Raw genomic sequence first — 18,922 nt, forward strand, 5'->3', positions numbered from 1 at the left:
GTCTGCCCCGTTACGGTCCTGGCTTCGAGGTGAATTCGGACGCTCCCCTGCCGCCTTCTGGTGTACCTCTGCGGTGTCGAAGCGCCCACAGTGCGATGGGAGCTCCTGCCCCGACCATCGCTGACGCCACACACAGACCGGCCTGGTAGCCGGAGAGAAAGGCATCCGAGTCCTCGGCTCCGGCTGCGGCGGCGGCATGTTCCACGAACGACACGATGGCGCCCACTAGACCGATCCCGACGACTCCGGACGCCTCGCGGACGGCGCTGAACAATCCGGCCGCGATTCCGGAAAGGTGATCGGGTGAGGACTCCAGAGCGCGGGTGGTCAGCGGAACGGCCAGCGCAGAGCCGAAGCCAACGGCCGAAAGGCCGGGCAGGATATGGACAAGACTCCCGCCGGAGCTGCCCAGCGCGACCATCAGCAACCCCAGGCCGACCAGGACCAGACCCGCAGCAGAGATCCGGTCGTCTCCCCAGCGGCGCGCCAAACGCGCGATGAAAGGGGTGGTGACGATCAGGAAGAAGGCCACGGGAATGAATGCCAGCCCGGCTGGCGTCGGGGCGAGGCCGAGGCCATTCTGCAGGAACTGGGACGTGAAGAAATAGACTCCGCTCACGCTCAGACCCCACAGCAGTTGAGTAATGACTCCGCCGACGAAAGGGCGTTGCCGGAAGAGGAGTCGTAGCACGGTGTTCCGGCGCGATGTCAGTTCGTAGGAAAGACCGACGGCCGATGCGGCGATGATGCCCCCTGCCGTGGCGAGGGGAATGCTGCCGAAACCCTGTTCAGGCCCTTCGATCAGGCAGTAGGCGAGGGCCGCCAGCGAGCAACAGGCCAACGCCACGACGCGGAGCGGCAGCGTGGCCGAGGGCGTGGACGCGGCACGGGGCGAGGATCCGGGCCGGGGGACGAGGAAGCCGACGAGGAGACTCGTGCAGCCCAGTGGCGTGTTGATGGCGAACACGGACTGCCAGCCCAGGTGCTGTGTCATAACACCGGAGATCACGGGGCCGCAGGCCAGCGCGGAAGCCAACGCGGCGGTGGTGGCACTGAATGCCGCATTGCGCGCGCGAGGCGGCAGATCGTGCGACAGGACCGCCAGGGAGGCCGGCAGGATCAGCGCCGCGCCCGCCCCCTGCAGCCCCCGGCAGGCGATCAGCGCCACCCCCGAGGATGACGCACTGCACCCGACCGATGCGAGGGTGAACAGGGCGACACCGAGCGACAGCGTCGTACGCCGCCCTACGGTGTCGGCCAGATGCCCGCCCAACAGCAGGAGGCTGGCGAGGGTGAGAGGATAAATGGCCGCAACCCATTTGAGGTCGGCGTCGCGCAAAGAGAGTTCGGCCTGGATCTGAGGCAGCGCCACATTGACGATGGTGTTGTCCAGGGCCGTCATGAAGGACGGCACCAGTACAGCCACGAGGATTGCGAGGACACGCAGTCGGCTCACGAGACCTGCCTTGAGCGGGGCGGGCGGTGGTAAGGGGCCGCCACGTTCTGCGCGCCCTTTCTGCGTACTCTGCGTACTCTGCGCCGTGGGCATGGCAGGCGCGACTTCCGGCCCGCGGTTCCCCCGCTGGGCGGGAGGTGCTGACTAGCTGGTCAGGGTGGGTCGACCTGTTTTCAGGTTCGCCTGTTCGGCGGCTGCCTGGTTGGCGTAGTGCTTCTCCTCGCAGCCGATCGGGCTGAGGCAGCCGAGCCGTCTCCGGATACGCGGGGGTTGTCGGATGCCCCCATCGTCTGGGCTCCTCCCATGTCCCATCTGGCCTGCTGTCACCTTTCCCCGCGTCTCGGGGGACCTGAGACACCCTGATTACGGTTTCCGGTGTGCTGCCAGAAAAAACCGCCCGGTTTCCGTACGCCGACCGGGCCGGGCTCTCGGCGTGGCGCTGCGTTCTCGGTATGTCGCCGTGCTTGGCTGATCGCTCACCACTGCCACTATCCATGGGGAATGGGTGATGGGCGGCGACGGTCATCAATTCGCCTGACAGGCTGACGGCTGAGGAGTCCCGTTGCCCGTCGAGAACGAAGGTTCGGTGAGTTAGTGCTGAAAACCATGGAAGACACGATCAGTCATCATCTCGCCCGAGCCGCGGCGCAGACCCCCGAGGAAAAAGCTTTCACTCTAGTGGATTTCAGCACCGATCGTAACGGCGTCTCCAGCTGCCTGACGTGGCGCCAACTGGAGCAGCGGGTACGTACGCTCGCGACGGCTCTGCGTCACGCCGGCGCGCCCGGCGAGCGGGTGGCCATCGTGGGTCCGCAGAACCTGGACTACGTCGTGGGCTTCCTCGCGGCCACGTGTGCCGGTGCGATCGCCGTTCCTCTTTTCCCCCCGGCTCTGCCGGGCCATGCGGAGAAACTGGCCGCCGCACTCGCCGACGCCGACCCGGTGCTCGCCCTGACCAGCCCCGACTCGCTTCAGGCCGCGGAGAAGTTCTGCGCCAACCAGGACGGCCTGCGCGTGCGCGTGGTCACCGAGGAGGAGCTGCTTTCGGGTTGGGCGGCAGGGGCCGAACCGACGGGCGGTGAGCCCTCTCATCCGCGCCCCGAGGACTGTGCCTACCTGCAGTACACCTCGGGCTCCACCCGCATGCCGTCCGGCGTGGAGATCTCCCACGCCAACGTCTGCGCCAACGCACGCCAGGCCCTGAAGGCGTACGACATCCGAGCCGGGCGCAACTGCACCGTCGGCTGGCTTCCGCTGTACCACGACATGGGACTGGTGCTGGCGATCGCCGTTCCCGTCGTCGGTCGCATCCACTCCGTGCTCATGGATCCGCTGGCCTTTGTGCAACAGCCCGTCCGATGGCTGCGGCTGCTCAGCGAATACCCGGGAGCGCTCACCGCCGCCCCCAACTTCGCGTACGACTACTGTGTGCGCCGCGTCACCGAAGAGGAGCGCGCGAAGCTGTCGCTGGGATCGGTCGCCGCCATGGTCAACGGCAGTGAACCCATTGCCGAGCAGACGCTCCGGCGGTTCCAGCAGGCCTTCGCCCAGGCCGGCGCGGTGCCCACGGCGATGCGCCCGTCCTACGGGCTGGCGGAGGCGACGGTGTTCGTTTCCGCCTCACCGGCCGGTGCGGAACCGACCGTCACCTCCTTCGACCGTGACGCGCTGGCGGCCGGCACCGCCCGGCCGGCCGAGGGCACCGAGGGACAGGCCGTGACCCGCCTGGTCGGCTGCGGACGGCCCACCGACCAGGAGGCCGCCATCGTCGACCCGGCCCACCTCGTCCGGCTGGAGGACGGGCGCGTGGGCGAGATCTGGCTGCGCGGCCCCAACGTCGGACGCGGCTACTGGGGACGCCCGGAGCAGAGCGAGGCCACCTTCCGCGCCACCCTCCAAGGCGACAACCCGGGCGAGGGGACGCATCACTGGCTGCGCACGGGAGACCTTGGTCTGTGGCACGACGAGCACCTCTACATCACCGGTCGCATCAAGGATCTCGTGATTATCGACGGGACCAATCACTATCCGCAGGACATCGAGCACACTGTCGAGAACGCCCACCCGGCGATCCGCCGCCATCACACCGCGGCGTTCTCCGTCCCCGGTGACGACGGAGAACGCCTGGTCGTCGTCGCTGAGCACGCCCGTGACCTCGCGGAACCCCACACGGTCCGGGACGAGGCGACGCGCGCCGTACGCGTGGCGGTGTCCGCCGGTCACGCCATCGCGATGCACGACTTCGTCCTCGCCCAGCCCGGCACCGTACCCCACACCACCAGCGGGAAGGTCGCCCGCAGCGCCTGCCGTGAGAACTACCTCCGGGGTGCCTGGACCTCCGACACCCACGTACAGAGGGAAACCGACAACGTATGAACCAGCCAGGCGGACACCAGGAGTCGGTCGAGAACAACGCCCAGGCCACCACCTTCACCACGGATGGCCGCTCCGGACCGGGCGTTGCCGAACTGCGGAACGCACTGGTGCAGTTGGTCTCGAACATCAGCGGCATCGCGCCGGATCAACTCGATGACGGCCGACCTCTGGCGGAGTACGGCCTCACCTCCCGCGACGCCGTCGGACTGACCGGCGAACTGGAGAAGATGCTCGACCGATCACTGCCCGCCACGCTGCTGTGGGAGTACCCCACCATTGGACAACTCGTCGCCACCCTGACGAAGGCCGACCAGGCCGATGCCGCGCAGTCGGACCGGCAGCCCCGTGCGCCCGACGAGGCGGCCACCACCGCCAGCACCGACGACGGTGCCATCGCCGTCGTCGGCATCGGCTGCCGCCTGCCCGGCAACGTCCATGGGCCGGACGCGTTTTGGGAGCAGCTCACGGCGGGAACGGACGCCGTCGGCCAGGTGCCCGAAGAACGCTGGCCGAACTTCGCCGGCACGGCGCCCGACGTCACCGCCCTGATGGAATCCACCACACGGTGGGGCGCCTTTCTGGACGACATCGAGGGATTCGACGCCAAGTTCTTCGGCATCACGCCCCATGAGGCCGAAGTCATGGATCCCCAGCAACGGCTGGTGCTCGAAGTCATCTGCGAGGCGCTGGACCATGCGGGTGTACCCGCCCACGCCCTGCAGTCCACGCCCACCGGCGTCTTCGTCGGCGTGAGCGCCCTCGAGTACGGGCATCTGACTACCTCGGATCCCGCGCGACTGACTGCGTGGACCAGCACCGGAGCCGCCGCCAGCATCGTGGCCAACCGCGTGTCCTACCAGCTCGACCTCCGCGGCCCCAGCATCACCACCGACACGGCCTGTTCGTCCTCCCTCGTGGCCGTACACCAGGCCTGCCGCAGCCTGCGCAGCCGGGAGTGCGACACGGCACTGGCCGCAGGAGTCAACCTGCTCCTGTCCCCCTCGGTCACGGCCTCACTCGAACAGGCCGGCCTGCTGGCCGCGGACGGCAGGTGCAAACCCTTCGACGCCGCGGCGGACGGAATCACCCGCGGTGAGGGCTGCGGCGTCGTCGTGCTCAAGCGGCTCGCCGACGCCCGGCGCGACGGCGACAGGGTGCTCGCCGTCATCAGGGGCACTGCCGTGAACCAGGACGGCCGGTCGGCGGGGCTCATGGCACCCAACCCGGCGGCGCAGGAAGCGCTGCTGCGCGACGCCCTGCGCGACGCACGCATCGACGCGGCCGACGTCGACTACGTCGAGGCGCACGGGACGGGCACCCTGCTGGGGGACCCCATCGAGGCGACCGCCCTCGGAGCGGTCGTCGGACGTGACAGGGAGCCCGACCGGCCACTGTTGATCGGATCGGTCAAGAGCAATCTGGGTCACCTCGAAGGCGCGGCCGGCATCATCGGCCTGATCAAGACCGCGCTGGCCCTGCATCACGGCCGTATCCCGGTCAGCCTGCACTTCCACAGTCCCAACCCCCACATCGACTTCACCGAGCTGGGCCTGCGCGTGGTCACCGAACCGACCGCATGGCCCACCTCCGGGGACCGTCCGGGGCGCGCCGGTGTGTCCGCCTTCGGCTTCGGCGGTACGAACGCCCACGTCGTACTTGAGCAGGCGCCGCCGACCGCTGCGAATGCCGCGCAGCCTACGCGGGCCGAGGACGAAGAGGCCGACCACCCGCACATCCTGGTGGTGTCCGCCCGCACCTCGGACCGGCTCCCCGACGTGGCCGCGAGCCTGTCGCGATGGGTGGCCGCCGACGACGCACCGGCCCTCACCGACGTCGCCCACACGCTCGCCTTGCACCGCCGTGGCCCGTCCTGCGCGGCCGTCGTCGCGCGGACCCGCTCCGAGGCGGCTGCCGGGCTGGCTGCGCTGGCCCGGGGGGAGACGGTGCCCGGTGTGGTCACCGCGTGCACCGACGCCCGAGTCGCGCAGTCGAGCACAGCGCGCCGACCGGTCTTCGTCTTCTCCGGTTACGGCTCACAGTGGGAGGGCATGGGGCGGCGCCTGCTGAGCGACGACGCTCTCTTCGCCGCCCAGGTGTCCGCGCTCGATACGAACTTCCTCGCGGAGACCGGCTCCTCACTGACCGACATGCTCATGTCCGATTCCGCCGGGACGGTGGACCGGCTCCAGCCGCTGCTCTTCGGACTCCAGCTGGCCCTGGCGCGGACCATGCAGGCCTACGGCGTGGAACCCGCCGCCGTCATCGGCCACTCGATGGGCGAGGTCACGGCCGCCGTGGTCGCCGGCGCTCTCGACGACCGCGCCGGACTGCGCGTCATCGCCCGCCGATCGGCCCACCTCGCTTCCCTCGCAGCCGGACACGCAGGCGCGACGGCCGCGGTGGAGCTTCCCGTGGAGTCCCGGACGGCCATCCTCAGCCGCTTTCCCGGGGTCGAGATCGCCGTCCATTCCTCGCCCCAACGCTGCACGGTCGCCGGACCGACCCAAGCGGTGCGCGACCTGGTGGACGAGCTGACCGAGCAGGGCCGGCTCGCCCGACTGCTGGAGACCGGCGCAGCCGTACACTCGGCCTTCGTCGATCCCATCGTGACGCCACTGCGCGAAGATCTTGCCGATCTGCACCCGCACACCCCCACCACACCCTGGTACAGCACAGCCCTCGATGATCCGCGCGCAGGCACGGCAGCCGATGCGAGCTACTGGTGCGCCAACGTCCGTCGTCCGGTGCACCTGCAACAGGCGGTGACAGCGGCAGCGGAGGACGGCCACACCCTGTTCCTGGAGATCTCGCCCCACCCCATCGCCATCGTCCCTCTCTCGGAGAGCCTCGAAGCGACATCGGCGGGGGACCAGGCGCTGGTCGTGCCGACCCTGTACAAGAACACCGACGACGCCGTTCAGCTACGGGCCGCGCTGGCCAGGCTGCACTTCGCCGGCGTCACGCTGAACCCCGGGCTGTGGCCCGCCGGCGCGCGCACCGCACTACCCACTCCCGCGTGGCGGCACGAACGTTTCTGGTTCTCCCGCTCCACCCACTCGACGGAAGCCGGCGGCCATCCTCTGCTGGGGGGCCGCATCGACGACCCGAGGACCGGCGCCGTGCTGTGGCGGGGAGACGTCGGCACACGTCGGCACGGCACCCGCAGCACGGTCCACGGCAGAGCGGTGCTGACCCTCGTCGAGGCGGCGGAGCTGGTGATCGAAGCCGGCCTGGACCTGTGGGCCCGGGAGGGCGTCACCCACCTCGCCGTCGAGGACCTGCAGATCCATCAGTGGCTCGCCATCTCCGGCAGCACCCCCCTGACCGCGGTGTGGGAACCGGCCTCCGAAACCCACGGAACCATCACCCTCCACGCCCGCGGCCCCGGCACCACATGGCGCTGCTACGCCTCGGCCCGCGTCACCCGCGACCCGGAACCCCAGGGCGAGCACGACCTGGAGTCGGAACCGGCGTCGGCCCTCGTCCGGCACTTCGTCCCCGAGGGCCCTGCGTCCACCCGGCGATCGTCCTACGCACAGGTTCTGACCGCCATGCTGGAGGCGCAGAGCGCTGCGGCTGCACCACCGGGCAGCGACCGCGCCGTCGAGGCCGCCGCACACACCGTCCCGGTCGGCGTACGGTCCCTGCACATCAAGGGGCAGGGCCTCCTCGACACCGGCTATGACATCCACTGCACCCCCGTCGACGGCGTCGGCCCGGCGCAGGCAGGCGTCGACCAGTGGCACGTCTCCGCCCGGGGCGCCACGAGCGAGATCGTCGCCCGGTTCGTTCAGCTGCGGCCCGTCGAGCAGTGCGAAGTGCCCCGGTCCCTGGAGACGTTCGTCTACGACATCCAGTGGGAGAAGTCCACCGTTCCCCTGCCGGCGCGCCGCCTGCAACGTGCCCTGATCGTCAGCGACGAACCGGACGCCGCGGGCGGTGCCACGGCCTTGCTCGTGGCGGCTCTGGAAGCCGAGGGCGTCGACGTCACGCCGACCGGTGCCCGGGACGACGCCTGCGACGCCGCACTCGACGCCTGGCTGGAGGCCCCGCAGGACGGCCCGAGCACCGTCGTCCTGTTCTTCCAGCAGCACGAAAGCGACGACGACACGCGGCCACTGCACAGGGCGGCCCGGATGGCGCGCCGCCTGGCCGACGCCACGCACCGGGAACCCCCGCGCCTGTGGATGGCCACCGTGCTGGCACAGGCGACGGGTTCCGGGGAACCAGGGACGCCCTATCTCGCTTGCCTGCGCGGACTCGTCCGGGTCCTCGCGCTCGAACACCCTCATCTGCGCGCCTCGCTGGTGGACATCGACAAACAGCCCGACGCGGTCGACGACCTCGCCCGCGAACTCCTCGCGGGCGGCGACGCGGACGAGGTCGCCTGGAGGGCCGGCACACGCCTGACCGCCCGTCTCGCCCGGGCCGACCTCAGCGCACAGCGCAACGACAAGGTGGCCTTCACCCGTCCCGACGGCGCGTACATCATCACCGGGGGCCTGACCGGACTGGGCCTGGCGACAGCGGGCCGGCTCGCCGAGCAGGGTGCCGGGCGCATCGTCCTCAACGGACGCCGTGCCCCGGGACCCGATGCCCAGGCCGCCCTGGCCGAGCTGCAGGACCGGGGAACCTCTGTCGTCGTGGTCCAAGGGGACATCACAGACCCAGACGTGTCCACGAACCTGGTGCGTGCCGCCCTCGCCGAAGGCCACACCCTGCGTGGCATCGCGCACTGTGCCGGCGTCCTGCACGACCGCGTGATCACCGACCTCGAACCGGCGGACATCGACACGGTGCTGCGGCCGAAGGCCGTCGGAGCCCGCAACCTTGAGGCGGCCATCGCAGACCATGATCTGGACTGGTGGGTGATCTACAGCTCCGCCGCGGCACTTCTCGGCTCGCCCGGACAGTCCGCCTACGCAGCCGCCAACGCCTGGCTCGACGCCATTGCCCACCACCGCAGAGCCAGCGGTCTGCCCGCGACCTCCATCGCCTGGGGCCCCTGGGCGAACGTCGGCATGGCGGCCAGGAACCCGGTGTCGGCCCTGGAACCCATCCAGATGAGCGAGGGAATGGATGTCCTACAGGCACTCGTCACACTCAATCGCGCGCACGTAGGCGTCGTCCACCTCGACACGGACCGCGTACTGGGGGCGTTCCCCGGCCTGTCCGCTATCCCCTTCTTCTCCGACGTCCTCGAGGACGGTTCACCCGGCGCCGACGACTGGGTCGGCCCCCACGGCATCGCGGGTCTCGGCAGCTCCGCCGCAGACACGGTGTACGCACGCCTGGTCAAAAGAACAGCGGCCATCATGGGGTTCATGGCCGCCGAACTCAGCGAGACGATCCCGCTGACCGAATTGGGCCTGGACTCCCTGGTGGCGGTGCGCATCCGCAACGCGTTCCGCCAGGACTTCGGCATCGACCTGCCGGCCCCCCGGCTGCTGCGTGGCGCCAGCCTGCGTGAACTCGGCCGCGCGGTGCTTGAACAACTCGGTCTGGACGCTCCGGAGCCGACTGCCGCTTTCCAGCTGACGGCGCCCGACGACACACGAGAGGCGGGGCCGTCCACGCCCACGCTGCCGAGCTTCCTCGGCCCCAGGGACGCCGCGGAGCGGCTGGTTGCGAGCGCCTGGGCCGAAGTCCTGCCACAAGGGCCCGAGGACATCCGGGAGGACTTCGCAACCGCCGGCGGGGACCAGGGCGCCGCCGCGGCCATGGCGGACGCCATTCGCCGGCGCCTCGGCGACGACACCGAGTTGAGCCTGACGGCCGACGCCATCCTCGCCCAGCGCACTGTCGCCGCCGTCGCCGAACTGATCCGGCCGGTCGTCAACCGGACCGGCCGGTCGGCGCTGACCACCTTGCGCCCCCCACTCGCCGGGTCGCAACAGCCCCCGCTGTTCGCCTTCCACCCCGCGGGCGGCCCGACCTCGGTCTACCTTCCCCTGATGGAGCTGTTGCCGGCCGGACAGCCCGTGTATGGCCTGGAACGCGTCGACGAGTTGAACACCATGGAGGAGAAGGCGGCCCACTACCGCACACTCATCCGTAGCATCCAGCCGGAAGGGCCCTATCACCTGATCGGCTGGTCCTTCGGAGGGTGTCTCGCCTATGAGGTGGCTCGTCAACTGAGGCAAGAAGGACAGGGCATCGGGTTCCTCGGACTGATCGATACCATCCTGCCCCCCGCCTTGCCGCAACCGGAATCACAGGCGTTCCTGCTGGAGCGTTTCGGCCGTTTCGCCGAATACATCGAGAAGACGTACGGGCACCATCTTGACCTGCCGTACGAAGAGCTGGCGGCCACCCCGGACGATCAGCAGATCGACGTGATCATGCGTCTGGTCGCCGACGCGGGCCTCGACATGAGCCCAGGGATCATGGAGCACCAAAGGACCTCGTACGTCGATGCCCGCGTCGGCGAGCGGTATGTCCCCGGTCCCCAAGAGGGCCACGTAGTCCTCTACCGTGCCAAGCAAGCGCAGCAGCTCACCACCGCTCTGGACCCGCGCTACCTCCGGCAGGACGCCGACCTCGGATGGGCGCCCCTGTGCCAGACCCTCGAGATCGTCCCCGTCGAGGGCGACCACCTCTCCCTCATCGACCCCCCGCACGTCCAGGTCATCGCGCAGCACGTCACCCGTGCCATGGGGTGGCCCACCCAGTGACAGGCGCAACTGCTCCTCACCCACCCGAGCACGGGCCTGCGAGACGATGACGCCGAACTTGGTACGCGGAGCCGGGACACGGCACACCGGCCTTGCCGGTGTGCCGACGTGCTGATGGCTGGACAGGCCGTGCGGCGCCCCGGGCCTGTGCCGGCGGATACGTCGTCGACAAAGCGGGAACAACGCTGCCCCTGCCAACGCTGCTCGGCTGTGCGGGCTACTGCCCTCCGTTTAACGGAGTGTCTGCTGGTGATGACCAACGCATTTCGTCATGCTCCCGCCTGTGTGGGTCACTTTTCTGAAGTACGCGAGAATGAATCTGGTGTGCCTCTGGCTCACCGCCGCTCTCCTCTCGACCGATGCGCATGCGGCTGAGCGGAGACCGGACGGAACGTCCGGACCTCACCATGCAGAGGCTCGTGTCACTGCCGTGAAAATCATCGACGACCGGACGCGTGATCTCACGGTCAATTCCCCGGCGATGGGAATGTCGATCCCGGTCCGCGTCATTCTTCCCACGAGCTGGAGAAAAAAGCCGAAAGCCACCTTTCCCGTCCTCTACATGTACCACGGCGGCGACGACGACTACACGTCCTGGGTGCGCGAGACGGATGTGGAAGAGTTGGCGAAGAACTCCGACGTTCTCGTCGTCATGCCGGACGCCGGAAGGGCCGGCTACTACAGCGACTGGTTCGCCGGTGCTCCCCGCTGGGAAACCTTCCACACCGGCGAACTCGTGAGGCTCATGGAGAAGAAGTACCGTGCGGGCCCCTCGCGAGCCGTCGTGGGACTGTCCATGGGCGGCCTCGGCGCCCTCAACTACGCGGCGCACCACCGGGGGATGTTCCGGTATGTGGCCTCAATGAGTTCTTACGTGGACCTGGACGACCCTGCCGTGCGCCTGGAACTCTCACTCGGTACGTGGAGGGAGGGCATCGACATCAGAGAAGTGTGGGGCGATCCGGTGGAGAACGCCGGAGTATGGCGAGCCCACAACCCCGTTGCCATGCCGCGTTCCTTCCGCGGGACGCAAGTCCATCTATCCGCGGGCAGCAGCAATCCCGGACCGTTGGACACGGGACGCTCACCCGATGCGCTGCTGGTGAGCGTGCTGGGCGAGGCACCGCTGTCGAAGCAGATCGAGAGATTCGCGGGGTCGCTCCGCTCGGAGGGTGTCAACGTCACGACGCATGTGTACACGCCGGGAACGCATTCCTGGCCGTACTGGCAGAACGAGTTGCACGCCATCTGGCCGACGGTCATGAAGTCACTCAGGTAGCGGTTCATGCGTACAGTGGTGATCTTCGCGGCGGGATCCCGCGGCGATGTCCAGCCTTGCCTGGCCCTGGGGCGAGCACTGCTCCGTCGGGGCGACACGGTAAGGATCCTGGCCAGCGTCCGCTATCGGCGTCTGATCGCCGAGGCGGGCCTGGACCTCCATCCCCTTCCGGTTGACCCCACGGAGATCATCGAGTCCGCCGAGGGGCAGGAACTCCTCGCCGGACGACGGAACCCGGTGGCGTTCATCCGCCGTATGGACCGGGTCCTGCGGCCCTACATGATGCCGATGCTGGAGGAGACGCAGGCCGGTGCGAAGGGAGCCGATCTGGTTCTGGCACCAACCTTCAGCTTCCTCGGCGTTCACCTGAGCCAGTACCTCCACGTCCCGCACGCCGTCATTCACTTCCAGCCGAGCCAGCCCACGAAGGCCTTTCCGCACCCGTTCGCACCGGCCGCCCGGCTGCTGGGGGGCGTGGGCAACCGGCTCAGTTACGGTGCGGTCGACCTCGGGTCGTGGATGGTGTTCCGGCGGTTCGTCAACACATGGCGCCGGGAGAGCCTCGGCCTCCCGGCGCTCTCCCTGTCGGCCCCCTTCCGGCAGGTTCGCCAAGCCCCCGTGCTGTGTGCGTTCAGCCCCACGGTCGTACCGCGGCCGTCCGACTGGGGACCGAACGTCCACGTCACCGGCTTCTGGCAGCACGACCAGCCGCTGTGGAAACCCTCACGGCGACTGCTTGCCTTCCTGGCCGACGGCCCCCCGCCCGTCTACGTCGGATTCGGCAGCATGAGGACCGGCGACCCCAAGGCGACCGAGGACCTCGTACGGACGGCACTGCGTCGGGCGAACCTGCGCGGAGTGTTGCCAGGCAACCCCGCCGCCAGCGAGGACGACATCCTCGTGGTCGGCGACACCCCCCACGACTGGTTGTTTCCCCGGATGGCCGCTGTAGTCCACCACGGCGGGGCAGGCACGACGGCCTCGGCGCTGCGCGCCGGTAGACCATCCCTGATCTGCCCGTTCTTCGGGGACCAGCCCTACTGGGCCGCACGGGTGCACCAGCTCGGCGCGGGGCCCGCGCCCCTGCCGGTCCGCGAGCTCACCGTTGCGGCCCTCGCCCAACGCCTGCAGGCCCTCACCCAGCAGGCCTCCTACGCCGAGGCCGCACGCCGGCTCGGCCGGGCCCTGGAAGCGGAGGACGGCACCGCCCGGGCCTGTCAGGTCCTGGACCAATACGGGGTCGGATCCGGGTGATCACGGTGATCAAGCCGTCGTCGAACGCTTCCGTTGCCGGGCCCGGAGCCACTTGTGGGAGCCGCGAGGGAAACGCTGCGAGGTCCGAGGTCCGTGCCACCGTCCGGAATCGAGGTGTGGAGCGCGTGCACGCGAGGTGCGGCTGCCAGCCGGTTCCGGGTCAGAAGGGACCTCCCGGAGGGCCGCGCTGGCTGCGGGCGTTCGCCGTACTGTCATTGCTTGCGTCGGTGCTCGCCGCTTGCGGCGGTGACGAGGGCTCCGGCAGACCCACCCTCAACTGGTACAACTTCCCCGACGACTCCGGTGCGCTCCAGAAGGCGGCCGACCGGTGCAGCCAGGCGTCGGGAGGCCGCTACAGGATCAGCTACAACAAGCTTCCGCGGGCCGCGGACGGCCAGCGCCAGCAGCTCGTACGCAGACTCGCCGCCGAGGACGACTCGCTCGACATCCTGGGCCTGGACGTCACCTGGGCGGCGGAGTTCGCCGAGGCGCGCTGGATCCGGGAATGGACGGGGGCGGCGAAGCAGCAGGCAGTCGAGGGCACCCTGCGGGTACCGCTGCAGACCTCGACCTGGAAAGGCAAGCTGTACGCCGTCCCGTACAACACCAACACCCAGCTCCTGTGGTATCGCGAGGACCTGGTGCCCACCCCACCCAAGACCTGGGCCGAGATGCTGGACATGGCCGGCGCCCTCGCCCGGCAGGGCAAACCGCACTTCGTGGAGATCCAGGGCGCCCAATACGAGGGCCTGACGGTCTGGTTCAACACGCTGATCAACAGTGCGGGCGGCTCCATCCTCAACGCGAGCGCGACCGGGCCTTCCCTCGGTCCTCCTGCCGTACGGGCCGCGGGGATCATGCGTGATCTGGCGACGTCCCCGGCCGCGGACCCCTCCCTGCCCAACCAGATGGAGGACCAGAACCGCCTCGCCATGGAGTCGGGGACGGCGGCGTTCGAGCTCAACTACCCGTTCGTCTATCCGTCGATGAAGGCGAACAACGCCGAGCTGTTCAAGAACTTCCGCTGGGCGCCGTACCCCCGGGTCGACGCGAACCGTCCGGCACGGCCGACCATCGGCGGTATCGATCTGGCTGTGAGCGCCTACTCGCGCCACCCCGACCTGGCCTTCGAGGCGGCGCTGTGCCTGCGCAACCGGGAGAACCAACTCACCGCCGCGCTCGACGGCGGTCTGCCGCCCACCCTGCGCGCCCTGTACGACGAGCCCGCGTTCATGAAGGAGTACCCCTTCTCCGAGGCGGTGCTGGCCGCCCTGGAGTCGGCGAGCGTGCGCCCGCTCACTCCCGCCTACCAGAACGTGTCGGTCGCGGTCTCCCACACGCTGTCTCCGCCGGCCGGGATCAAACCGGAGAGCTCCGTCGACACCATCAGGGAGCAGATCGACGATGCCCTGCGATCCGAGGGTGTGATCCCGTGAACCACTTTCTCCCGCACCACTGCATCAACCGGCGCCGCAGGGCGCGGGCCTCGTCCTCGGACGGCCCGAGATGAGCACGTGGGCGCGACCGGCCGGAACCCCGCCGCTCCCCGAGGCGGAGACGGAGCAAGCGGCACCCGGCCGGGCGGCGCTCTCAGCGGGCGCCAGGCAGGAGCGGCGGCTCGGCTGGCTGCTCTGCGCGCCCGCGGTCGTCGTCATGATCGCCGTGACCGCCTACCCCATCGGGTACGCCGTCTATCTGTCTCTCCAGCGGTACGACCTGCGCTTTCCCGGACGAGCGGAGTTCGTGGGCCTGAGCAACTACGGGGCGGTGCTGTCCTCCCCGTTCTGGTGGGACGCCTTCTGGGTCACGCTGTTCATCACCGCCGTGTCCGTGACGATCGAACTGGTCCTCGGAATGGGGCTCGCCCTGGTGATGCATCGTACGATCTTCTGGCGCGGCGTCGTCCGCACGTCGGTCCTCATTCCGTACGGGATCGTCACCGTCGTCGCCGCCTTCTCCTGGCAGTACGCCTGGACCCCGGAGCTCGGATACCTCGCCGCACTGTTGCCCAGCGGGGAGGCCCCGCTGACCGAGCAGTGGCCGGCCCTCTGGCTGATCATCCTCGCCGAGGTGTGGAAGACGACGCCGTTCATGGCCCTGCTGCTGCTCGCGGGCCTCGCGCTGGTCCCCGAGGAGACCTTGAAGGCGGGCATGGTGGACGGTGCCACAGCCTGGCAGCGCTTCACCAAGATCATGCTGCCGTTGATGAAACCGGCCATCCTGGTGGCACTGCTCTTCCGCACGCTCGACGCGTTCCGGATCTTCGACAACATCTACGTCCTGACCGCGGGCGCCCACGGGACCGGCTCTCTGTCCATCCTCGGGTACGACAACCTGTTCACCGCGTTGAACCTGGGCATCGGGTCGGCGATCTCGGTCCTGATCTTCATCTGCGTCGGGATCATCGCCTTCACCTTCGTCAAACTGTTCGGCACGGCCGCACCCGGCGCGGAGGTGAAGCGCTGATGGCCGCGGCAGGAAGGACGCATGCCGCCCGATGGGGTGTCCTGAACGTGGTGGTGGTGCTGTACGCCCTGTTCCCGGTGTGGTGGATCGCCGCGCTGTCGTTCAAGGACCCCAGCACCCTCACGGACGGCGACTACATCCCCAGGGACTGGACCCTGGAGAACTACCGGGGCATCTTCGAGACCTCCGAGTTCACCCGCGCACTGATCAATTCGATCGGTATCGCCCTGATCGCCACGGTGATCGCGGTGGCACTGGGCACCATGGCCGCCTACGCGGTGGCCCGGCTGCGCTTCCCCGGCAAGCGCGTACTCATCGGCATGTCACTGCTGATCGCCATGTTCCCGCCGATCTCCCTGGTGTCACCGCTGTTCAACATCGAGCGGATCATCGGGATCTTCGACACCTGGATCGGGCTGATCATCCCGTACATGACCTTCTCCCTGCCGCTGGCGATCTACACCCTGTCGGCGTTCTTCCGGGAGATCCCCTGGGATCTGGAGAAGGCCGCCAAGGTCGACGGGGCGACACCCGCGCAGGCTTTCCGGATGGTCATCGTGCCGCTGGCCGCGCCGGGCGTGTTCACCACGGCCATTCTCGTGTTCATCTTCTGCTGGAACGACTTCCTGTTCGCGATCTCACTGACGTCCACCGAGTCCGCGCGCACCGTGCCTGCCGCGATCGCGTTCTTCACCGGGAGCTCCCAGTTCCAGCAGCCCACGGGGTCGATCGCCGCCGCCGCTGTGGTGATCACCATCCCGATCATCGTTTTCGTCCTGTTCTTCCAGCGACGGATCGTCGCCGGACTGACCTCCGGGGCAGTCAAGGGGTGAACGGGCCGACCGCGGCAGACAGGCCACCGGTCCGAGACGCCGACCGCAGTGCTCGGACCCGGAAGGCACGAGGGCAAGGAGGCACCATCCATGGCCGAGATCATCCTTGAGGGAGTCACCAAGCGCTTTCCCGACGGGGCCCTCGCCGTGAAGGACGTGGACCTTGAGATCGCCGACGGCGAGTTCGTGATCCTGGTCGGTCCGTCGGGATGCGGCAAGTCCACCACCCTGAACATGATCGCCGGACTTGAGGACATCACCGAGGGCACCCTGCGCATCGGAGACCGAGTCGTCAACGACCTGGCTCCCAAGGAACGCGACGTCGCCATGGTGTTCCAGAGCTATGCCCTGTACCCGCACATGAACGTCCGGGAGAACATGGGCTTCCCGCTGCGCCTGGCAAAGGTGGACAAGGACACCATCAACGCCAAGGTGACGGAAGCCGCCCGGATCCTCGACCTCACCGAGCACCTGGACCGCAAGCCCGCCAACCTCTCGGGCGGTCAGCGCCAGCGGGTGGCCATGGGGCGGGCGATCGTCCGTGACCCCAAAGCGTTCTTGATGGACGAGCCGTTGTCCAACCTGGACGCCAAACTCCGGGTACAGATGCGCACCCAGATCTCCCGGCTGCAGCGGCGCCTCGGCACGACCACCGTGTACGTCACCCACGACCAGACCGAGGCGATGACGCTCGGCGACCGCGTCGTGGTCATGAGGCAGGGTCTGGTCCAGCAGATCGGCACACCCGCCGAGCTGTACGACCTGCCGCGCAACATCTTCGTCGCGGGCTTCATCGGCTCCCCGGCGATGAACTTCCTGAACGCCACCTTGGAGGGCGGTGCCCTGCGCTCGCCCCTGGGTGACCTACCCCTCGACGACCGCACGAGGCAGGCGCTGGAAAGGCAGAACGCGCCCCGCGAGGTCATCGTAGGGCTACGGCCGGAGGCATTCGAGGACGTCGCCCTGTCACACGACCGGGACCGGACGGGCCCGGTCTTCACCACCACAGTGGAGGTACTGGAGTCGCTGGGCTCCGACGTGTATGTCTACTTCACCGCGGAGGGCGGGCCCGCGACGACCACCGAACTGGAGGAACTCGCCAAGGACTCGGGCCTGCGCGACACCGGCGCCGACACCCGTCAGATCGTGGCTCGCCTGGACGCCGCCACGCGTGCCCGCGAGGGCGAACCCGTAGAGCTGCAGGTCGACATGGCCAAGGCCCACGTGTTCGACCCGGCGACAGGAGCGAACCTTACGCATCCGGTGAGGGCGGACTGATGACGCACCACACAGGGCGCGATCCGCATCCGTGTCCCCGGCGACTCAGGAGGCGGCTCGGGAACCACTCGGGGACCAACCCGCTCGACCGCGTCAGGTGGCGACCGAGTTGCGTCCGGCATCGTGTGCATACGGCCGCCTCGGGGCCGGTGCCCCCCCGGGCGTCCGGGTCGGTGCCGGCTGCGAGGACGTGTGGGGACGGTGATGATGGGCAGGATCTGGGCCGCCGGCTGCCCAGAGGGTTCCGCGGGGACCCATCACGCCAGGAGGTCGCGGCATCGGTCGGCCGACTCCCTCAGGTCCAGGCTGACCTGTTCCAGGAACGCGCCCACCTTCGCCAGCCTCTGCCCCACGGGGCTGTCCAGCCCGTACGTCTGCGCCGCTGCCGTCGCGGCCTGCGCCGACTCGAGCGTCTGGCGTGAGCTGATCACGATCGAGTGGTACCACGCGTCGTCGTCGACCACGTAGACGTCGCGGCGCCGCTGCGGATCGCGTTCGCGCCGGACGTATCCCTGCTGGACCAGGAAGTTCACGGCCACGGAGACGGAGGCCGGGCTGACCTCCAGCCTGCGGGTCAGCTCGGCCGCGGTGCGCCTGCCGTCCTCGGACAACAACAGGTCGACGTGCACGCGCGCCGTCATCCTCGGTAGCCCCGACCTGACGGCCAGCTCGATGATCTCCTCTTCCATCGCGCCGCCCGGCGCTCCGGCCGCGCTCGGGGGTGAGGGTGTGCCACGCCGCGCCCGCTGGACCGTCGCCTGGTGCGCGTCTTGTGGTCGGTAGCCGCCGGGGCCGCCGTTGCGGGCGACCTCCCGGCTGATCGTCGAGGTCGGCCGGTCGAGCCGCCTGGCGATCTCGGCGTAGGGGAGCCGGTCGGCGAGCCCGGCCGCGATGCGCTGGCGTTCCTGCTGGGTCAACCGTCCTCCGGGCATGCCGTCAGTATTGCCTTCACCGCTACTCAATGCAACGCTCCATTGCGTTCGAGTTCAGCGTCATTGCATCAATTTGATGCCATCTACCTGCGCTTATGCCTTTCAGTGGATTGCAGTCACTCTGAATGCAACGTAGCTTTCGAGATGCATCAAACGCGCACTATCGCGAGGTGAGGAATAGTCATGGGCGAATCCCTCCACACTGTCACGACGCTGCCGACGGCGCGTCAGTCCGGCTGTCCCTTCGACCCGCCGGCAGAGCTGATCGACGCACGCAGGCACGGCCCCATCAGCCGCTACACCCACCCCGGCGGGAAACCCGGCTGGATGATCACCGGATACGACCTGGTCAGGTCGGTCCTGGCCGACCCGCG

General features: G+C 68.9%; 10 protein-coding genes and 1 pseudogene. 9 read left to right on the forward strand and 2 right to left on the reverse strand.

Annotation, left to right across the window (positions count from 1 at the left end; all coding sequences use genetic code 11):
* Positions 1–10: 10 nt before the first annotated feature.
* Entirely contained in the window at positions 11–1,456 is a 1,446-nt protein-coding gene (locus ABZZ20_RS22295) for an MFS transporter (protein ID WP_356872107.1), read from the reverse strand.
* 606 nt (positions 1,457–2,062) lie between these two features.
* Here ABZZ20_RS22295 and ABZZ20_RS22300 point away from each other — a divergent pair.
* From ABZZ20_RS22300 to ugpC, 8 genes are all read left to right on the forward strand, one after another.
* The gene (locus ABZZ20_RS22300) at positions 2,063–3,832 is read left to right on the forward strand and encodes a fatty acyl-AMP ligase (protein WP_356872109.1); all 1,770 of its coding nucleotides are present in this window, start codon (positions 2,063–2,065) and stop codon (positions 3,830–3,832) included.
* A complete protein-coding gene (locus ABZZ20_RS22305) occupies positions 3,829–10,506 on the forward strand; it encodes an SDR family NAD(P)-dependent oxidoreductase (protein ID WP_356872111.1) in 6,678 nt (2,225 codons plus the stop codon). The genes ABZZ20_RS22300 and ABZZ20_RS22305 overlap by 4 nt, the downstream gene beginning before the upstream one ends.
* A 430-nt stretch (positions 10,507–10,936) precedes the next feature.
* Positions 10,937–11,785 carry an alpha/beta hydrolase family protein gene (locus ABZZ20_RS22310; RefSeq protein ID WP_356872113.1) on the forward strand — a complete coding sequence of 283 codons (849 nt, stop codon included), beginning with the start codon at positions 10,937–10,939 and terminating at the stop codon, positions 11,783–11,785.
* A gap of 6 nt (positions 11,786–11,791) precedes the next feature.
* Positions 11,792–13,039 carry a glycosyltransferase gene (locus tag ABZZ20_RS22315; protein WP_356872115.1) on the forward strand — a complete coding sequence of 416 codons (1,248 nt, stop codon included), beginning with the start codon at positions 11,792–11,794 and terminating at the stop codon, positions 13,037–13,039.
* Positions 13,040–13,266: 227 nt separating this feature from the next.
* Positions 13,267–14,475 carry an ABC transporter substrate-binding protein gene (locus ABZZ20_RS22320; RefSeq protein WP_356872117.1) on the forward strand — a complete coding sequence of 403 codons (1,209 nt, stop codon included), beginning with the start codon at positions 13,267–13,269 and terminating at the stop codon, positions 14,473–14,475.
* Between the two features lie 70 nt (positions 14,476–14,545).
* A complete protein-coding gene (locus ABZZ20_RS22325) occupies positions 14,546–15,505 on the forward strand; it encodes a sugar ABC transporter permease (protein ID WP_356872119.1) in 960 nt (319 codons plus the stop codon).
* Positions 15,505–16,338, forward strand: coding sequence for a carbohydrate ABC transporter permease (locus tag ABZZ20_RS22330; protein WP_356872121.1), 834 nt, complete (start codon positions 15,505–15,507; stop codon positions 16,336–16,338). Before ABZZ20_RS22325 ends, ABZZ20_RS22330 begins: the two co-directional genes overlap by 1 nt.
* Positions 16,339–16,428: 90 nt before the next feature.
* Entirely contained in the window at positions 16,429–17,616 is a 1,188-nt protein-coding gene (ugpC, locus tag ABZZ20_RS22335) for a sn-glycerol-3-phosphate ABC transporter ATP-binding protein UgpC (protein ID WP_356872123.1), read from the forward strand.
* 257 nt (positions 17,617–17,873) lie between these two features.
* Here ugpC and ABZZ20_RS22340 read toward each other — a convergent pair whose 3' ends face one another.
* A complete protein-coding gene (locus tag ABZZ20_RS22340; RefSeq protein WP_356872125.1) occupies positions 17,874–18,548 on the reverse strand; it encodes a helix-turn-helix domain-containing protein in 675 nt (224 codons plus the stop codon).
* Between the two features lie 183 nt (positions 18,549–18,731).
* Between ABZZ20_RS22340 and ABZZ20_RS22345 the strand changes: the two are divergent.
* Positions 18,732–18,922 (forward strand): annotated as a pseudogene (locus tag ABZZ20_RS22345) (cytochrome P450); the annotation flags it as partial.

The sequence above is a fragment of the Streptomyces sp. NPDC006430 genome, assembly GCF_040612395.1.
Classification (GTDB): Bacteria; Actinomycetota; Actinomycetes; order Streptomycetales; family Streptomycetaceae; genus Streptomyces.

What these genes read in the sequence shown, in the direction of transcription:
- ABZZ20_RS22305 (WP_356872111.1), top strand. Translation starts at nt 3,829, where the DNA reads ATGAACCAGCCAGGCGGACACCAGGAGTCGGTCGAGAACAACGCCCAG.
- ABZZ20_RS22300 (WP_356872109.1), top strand. Translation starts at nt 2,063, where the DNA reads ATGGAAGACACGATCAGTCATCATCTCGCCCGAGCCGCGGCGCAGACC.
- ABZZ20_RS22340 (WP_356872125.1), bottom strand. Translation starts at nt 18,548, where the DNA reads ATGCCCGGAGGACGGTTGACCCAGCAGGAACGCCAGCGCATCGCGGCC.
- ABZZ20_RS22325 (WP_356872119.1), top strand. Translation starts at nt 14,546, where the DNA reads ATGAGCACGTGGGCGCGACCGGCCGGAACCCCGCCGCTCCCCGAGGCG.
- ABZZ20_RS22315 (WP_356872115.1), top strand. Translation starts at nt 11,792, where the DNA reads ATGCGTACAGTGGTGATCTTCGCGGCGGGATCCCGCGGCGATGTCCAG.
- ABZZ20_RS22330 (WP_356872121.1), top strand. Translation starts at nt 15,505, where the DNA reads ATGGCCGCGGCAGGAAGGACGCATGCCGCCCGATGGGGTGTCCTGAAC.
- ugpC (WP_356872123.1), top strand. Translation starts at nt 16,429, where the DNA reads ATGGCCGAGATCATCCTTGAGGGAGTCACCAAGCGCTTTCCCGACGGG.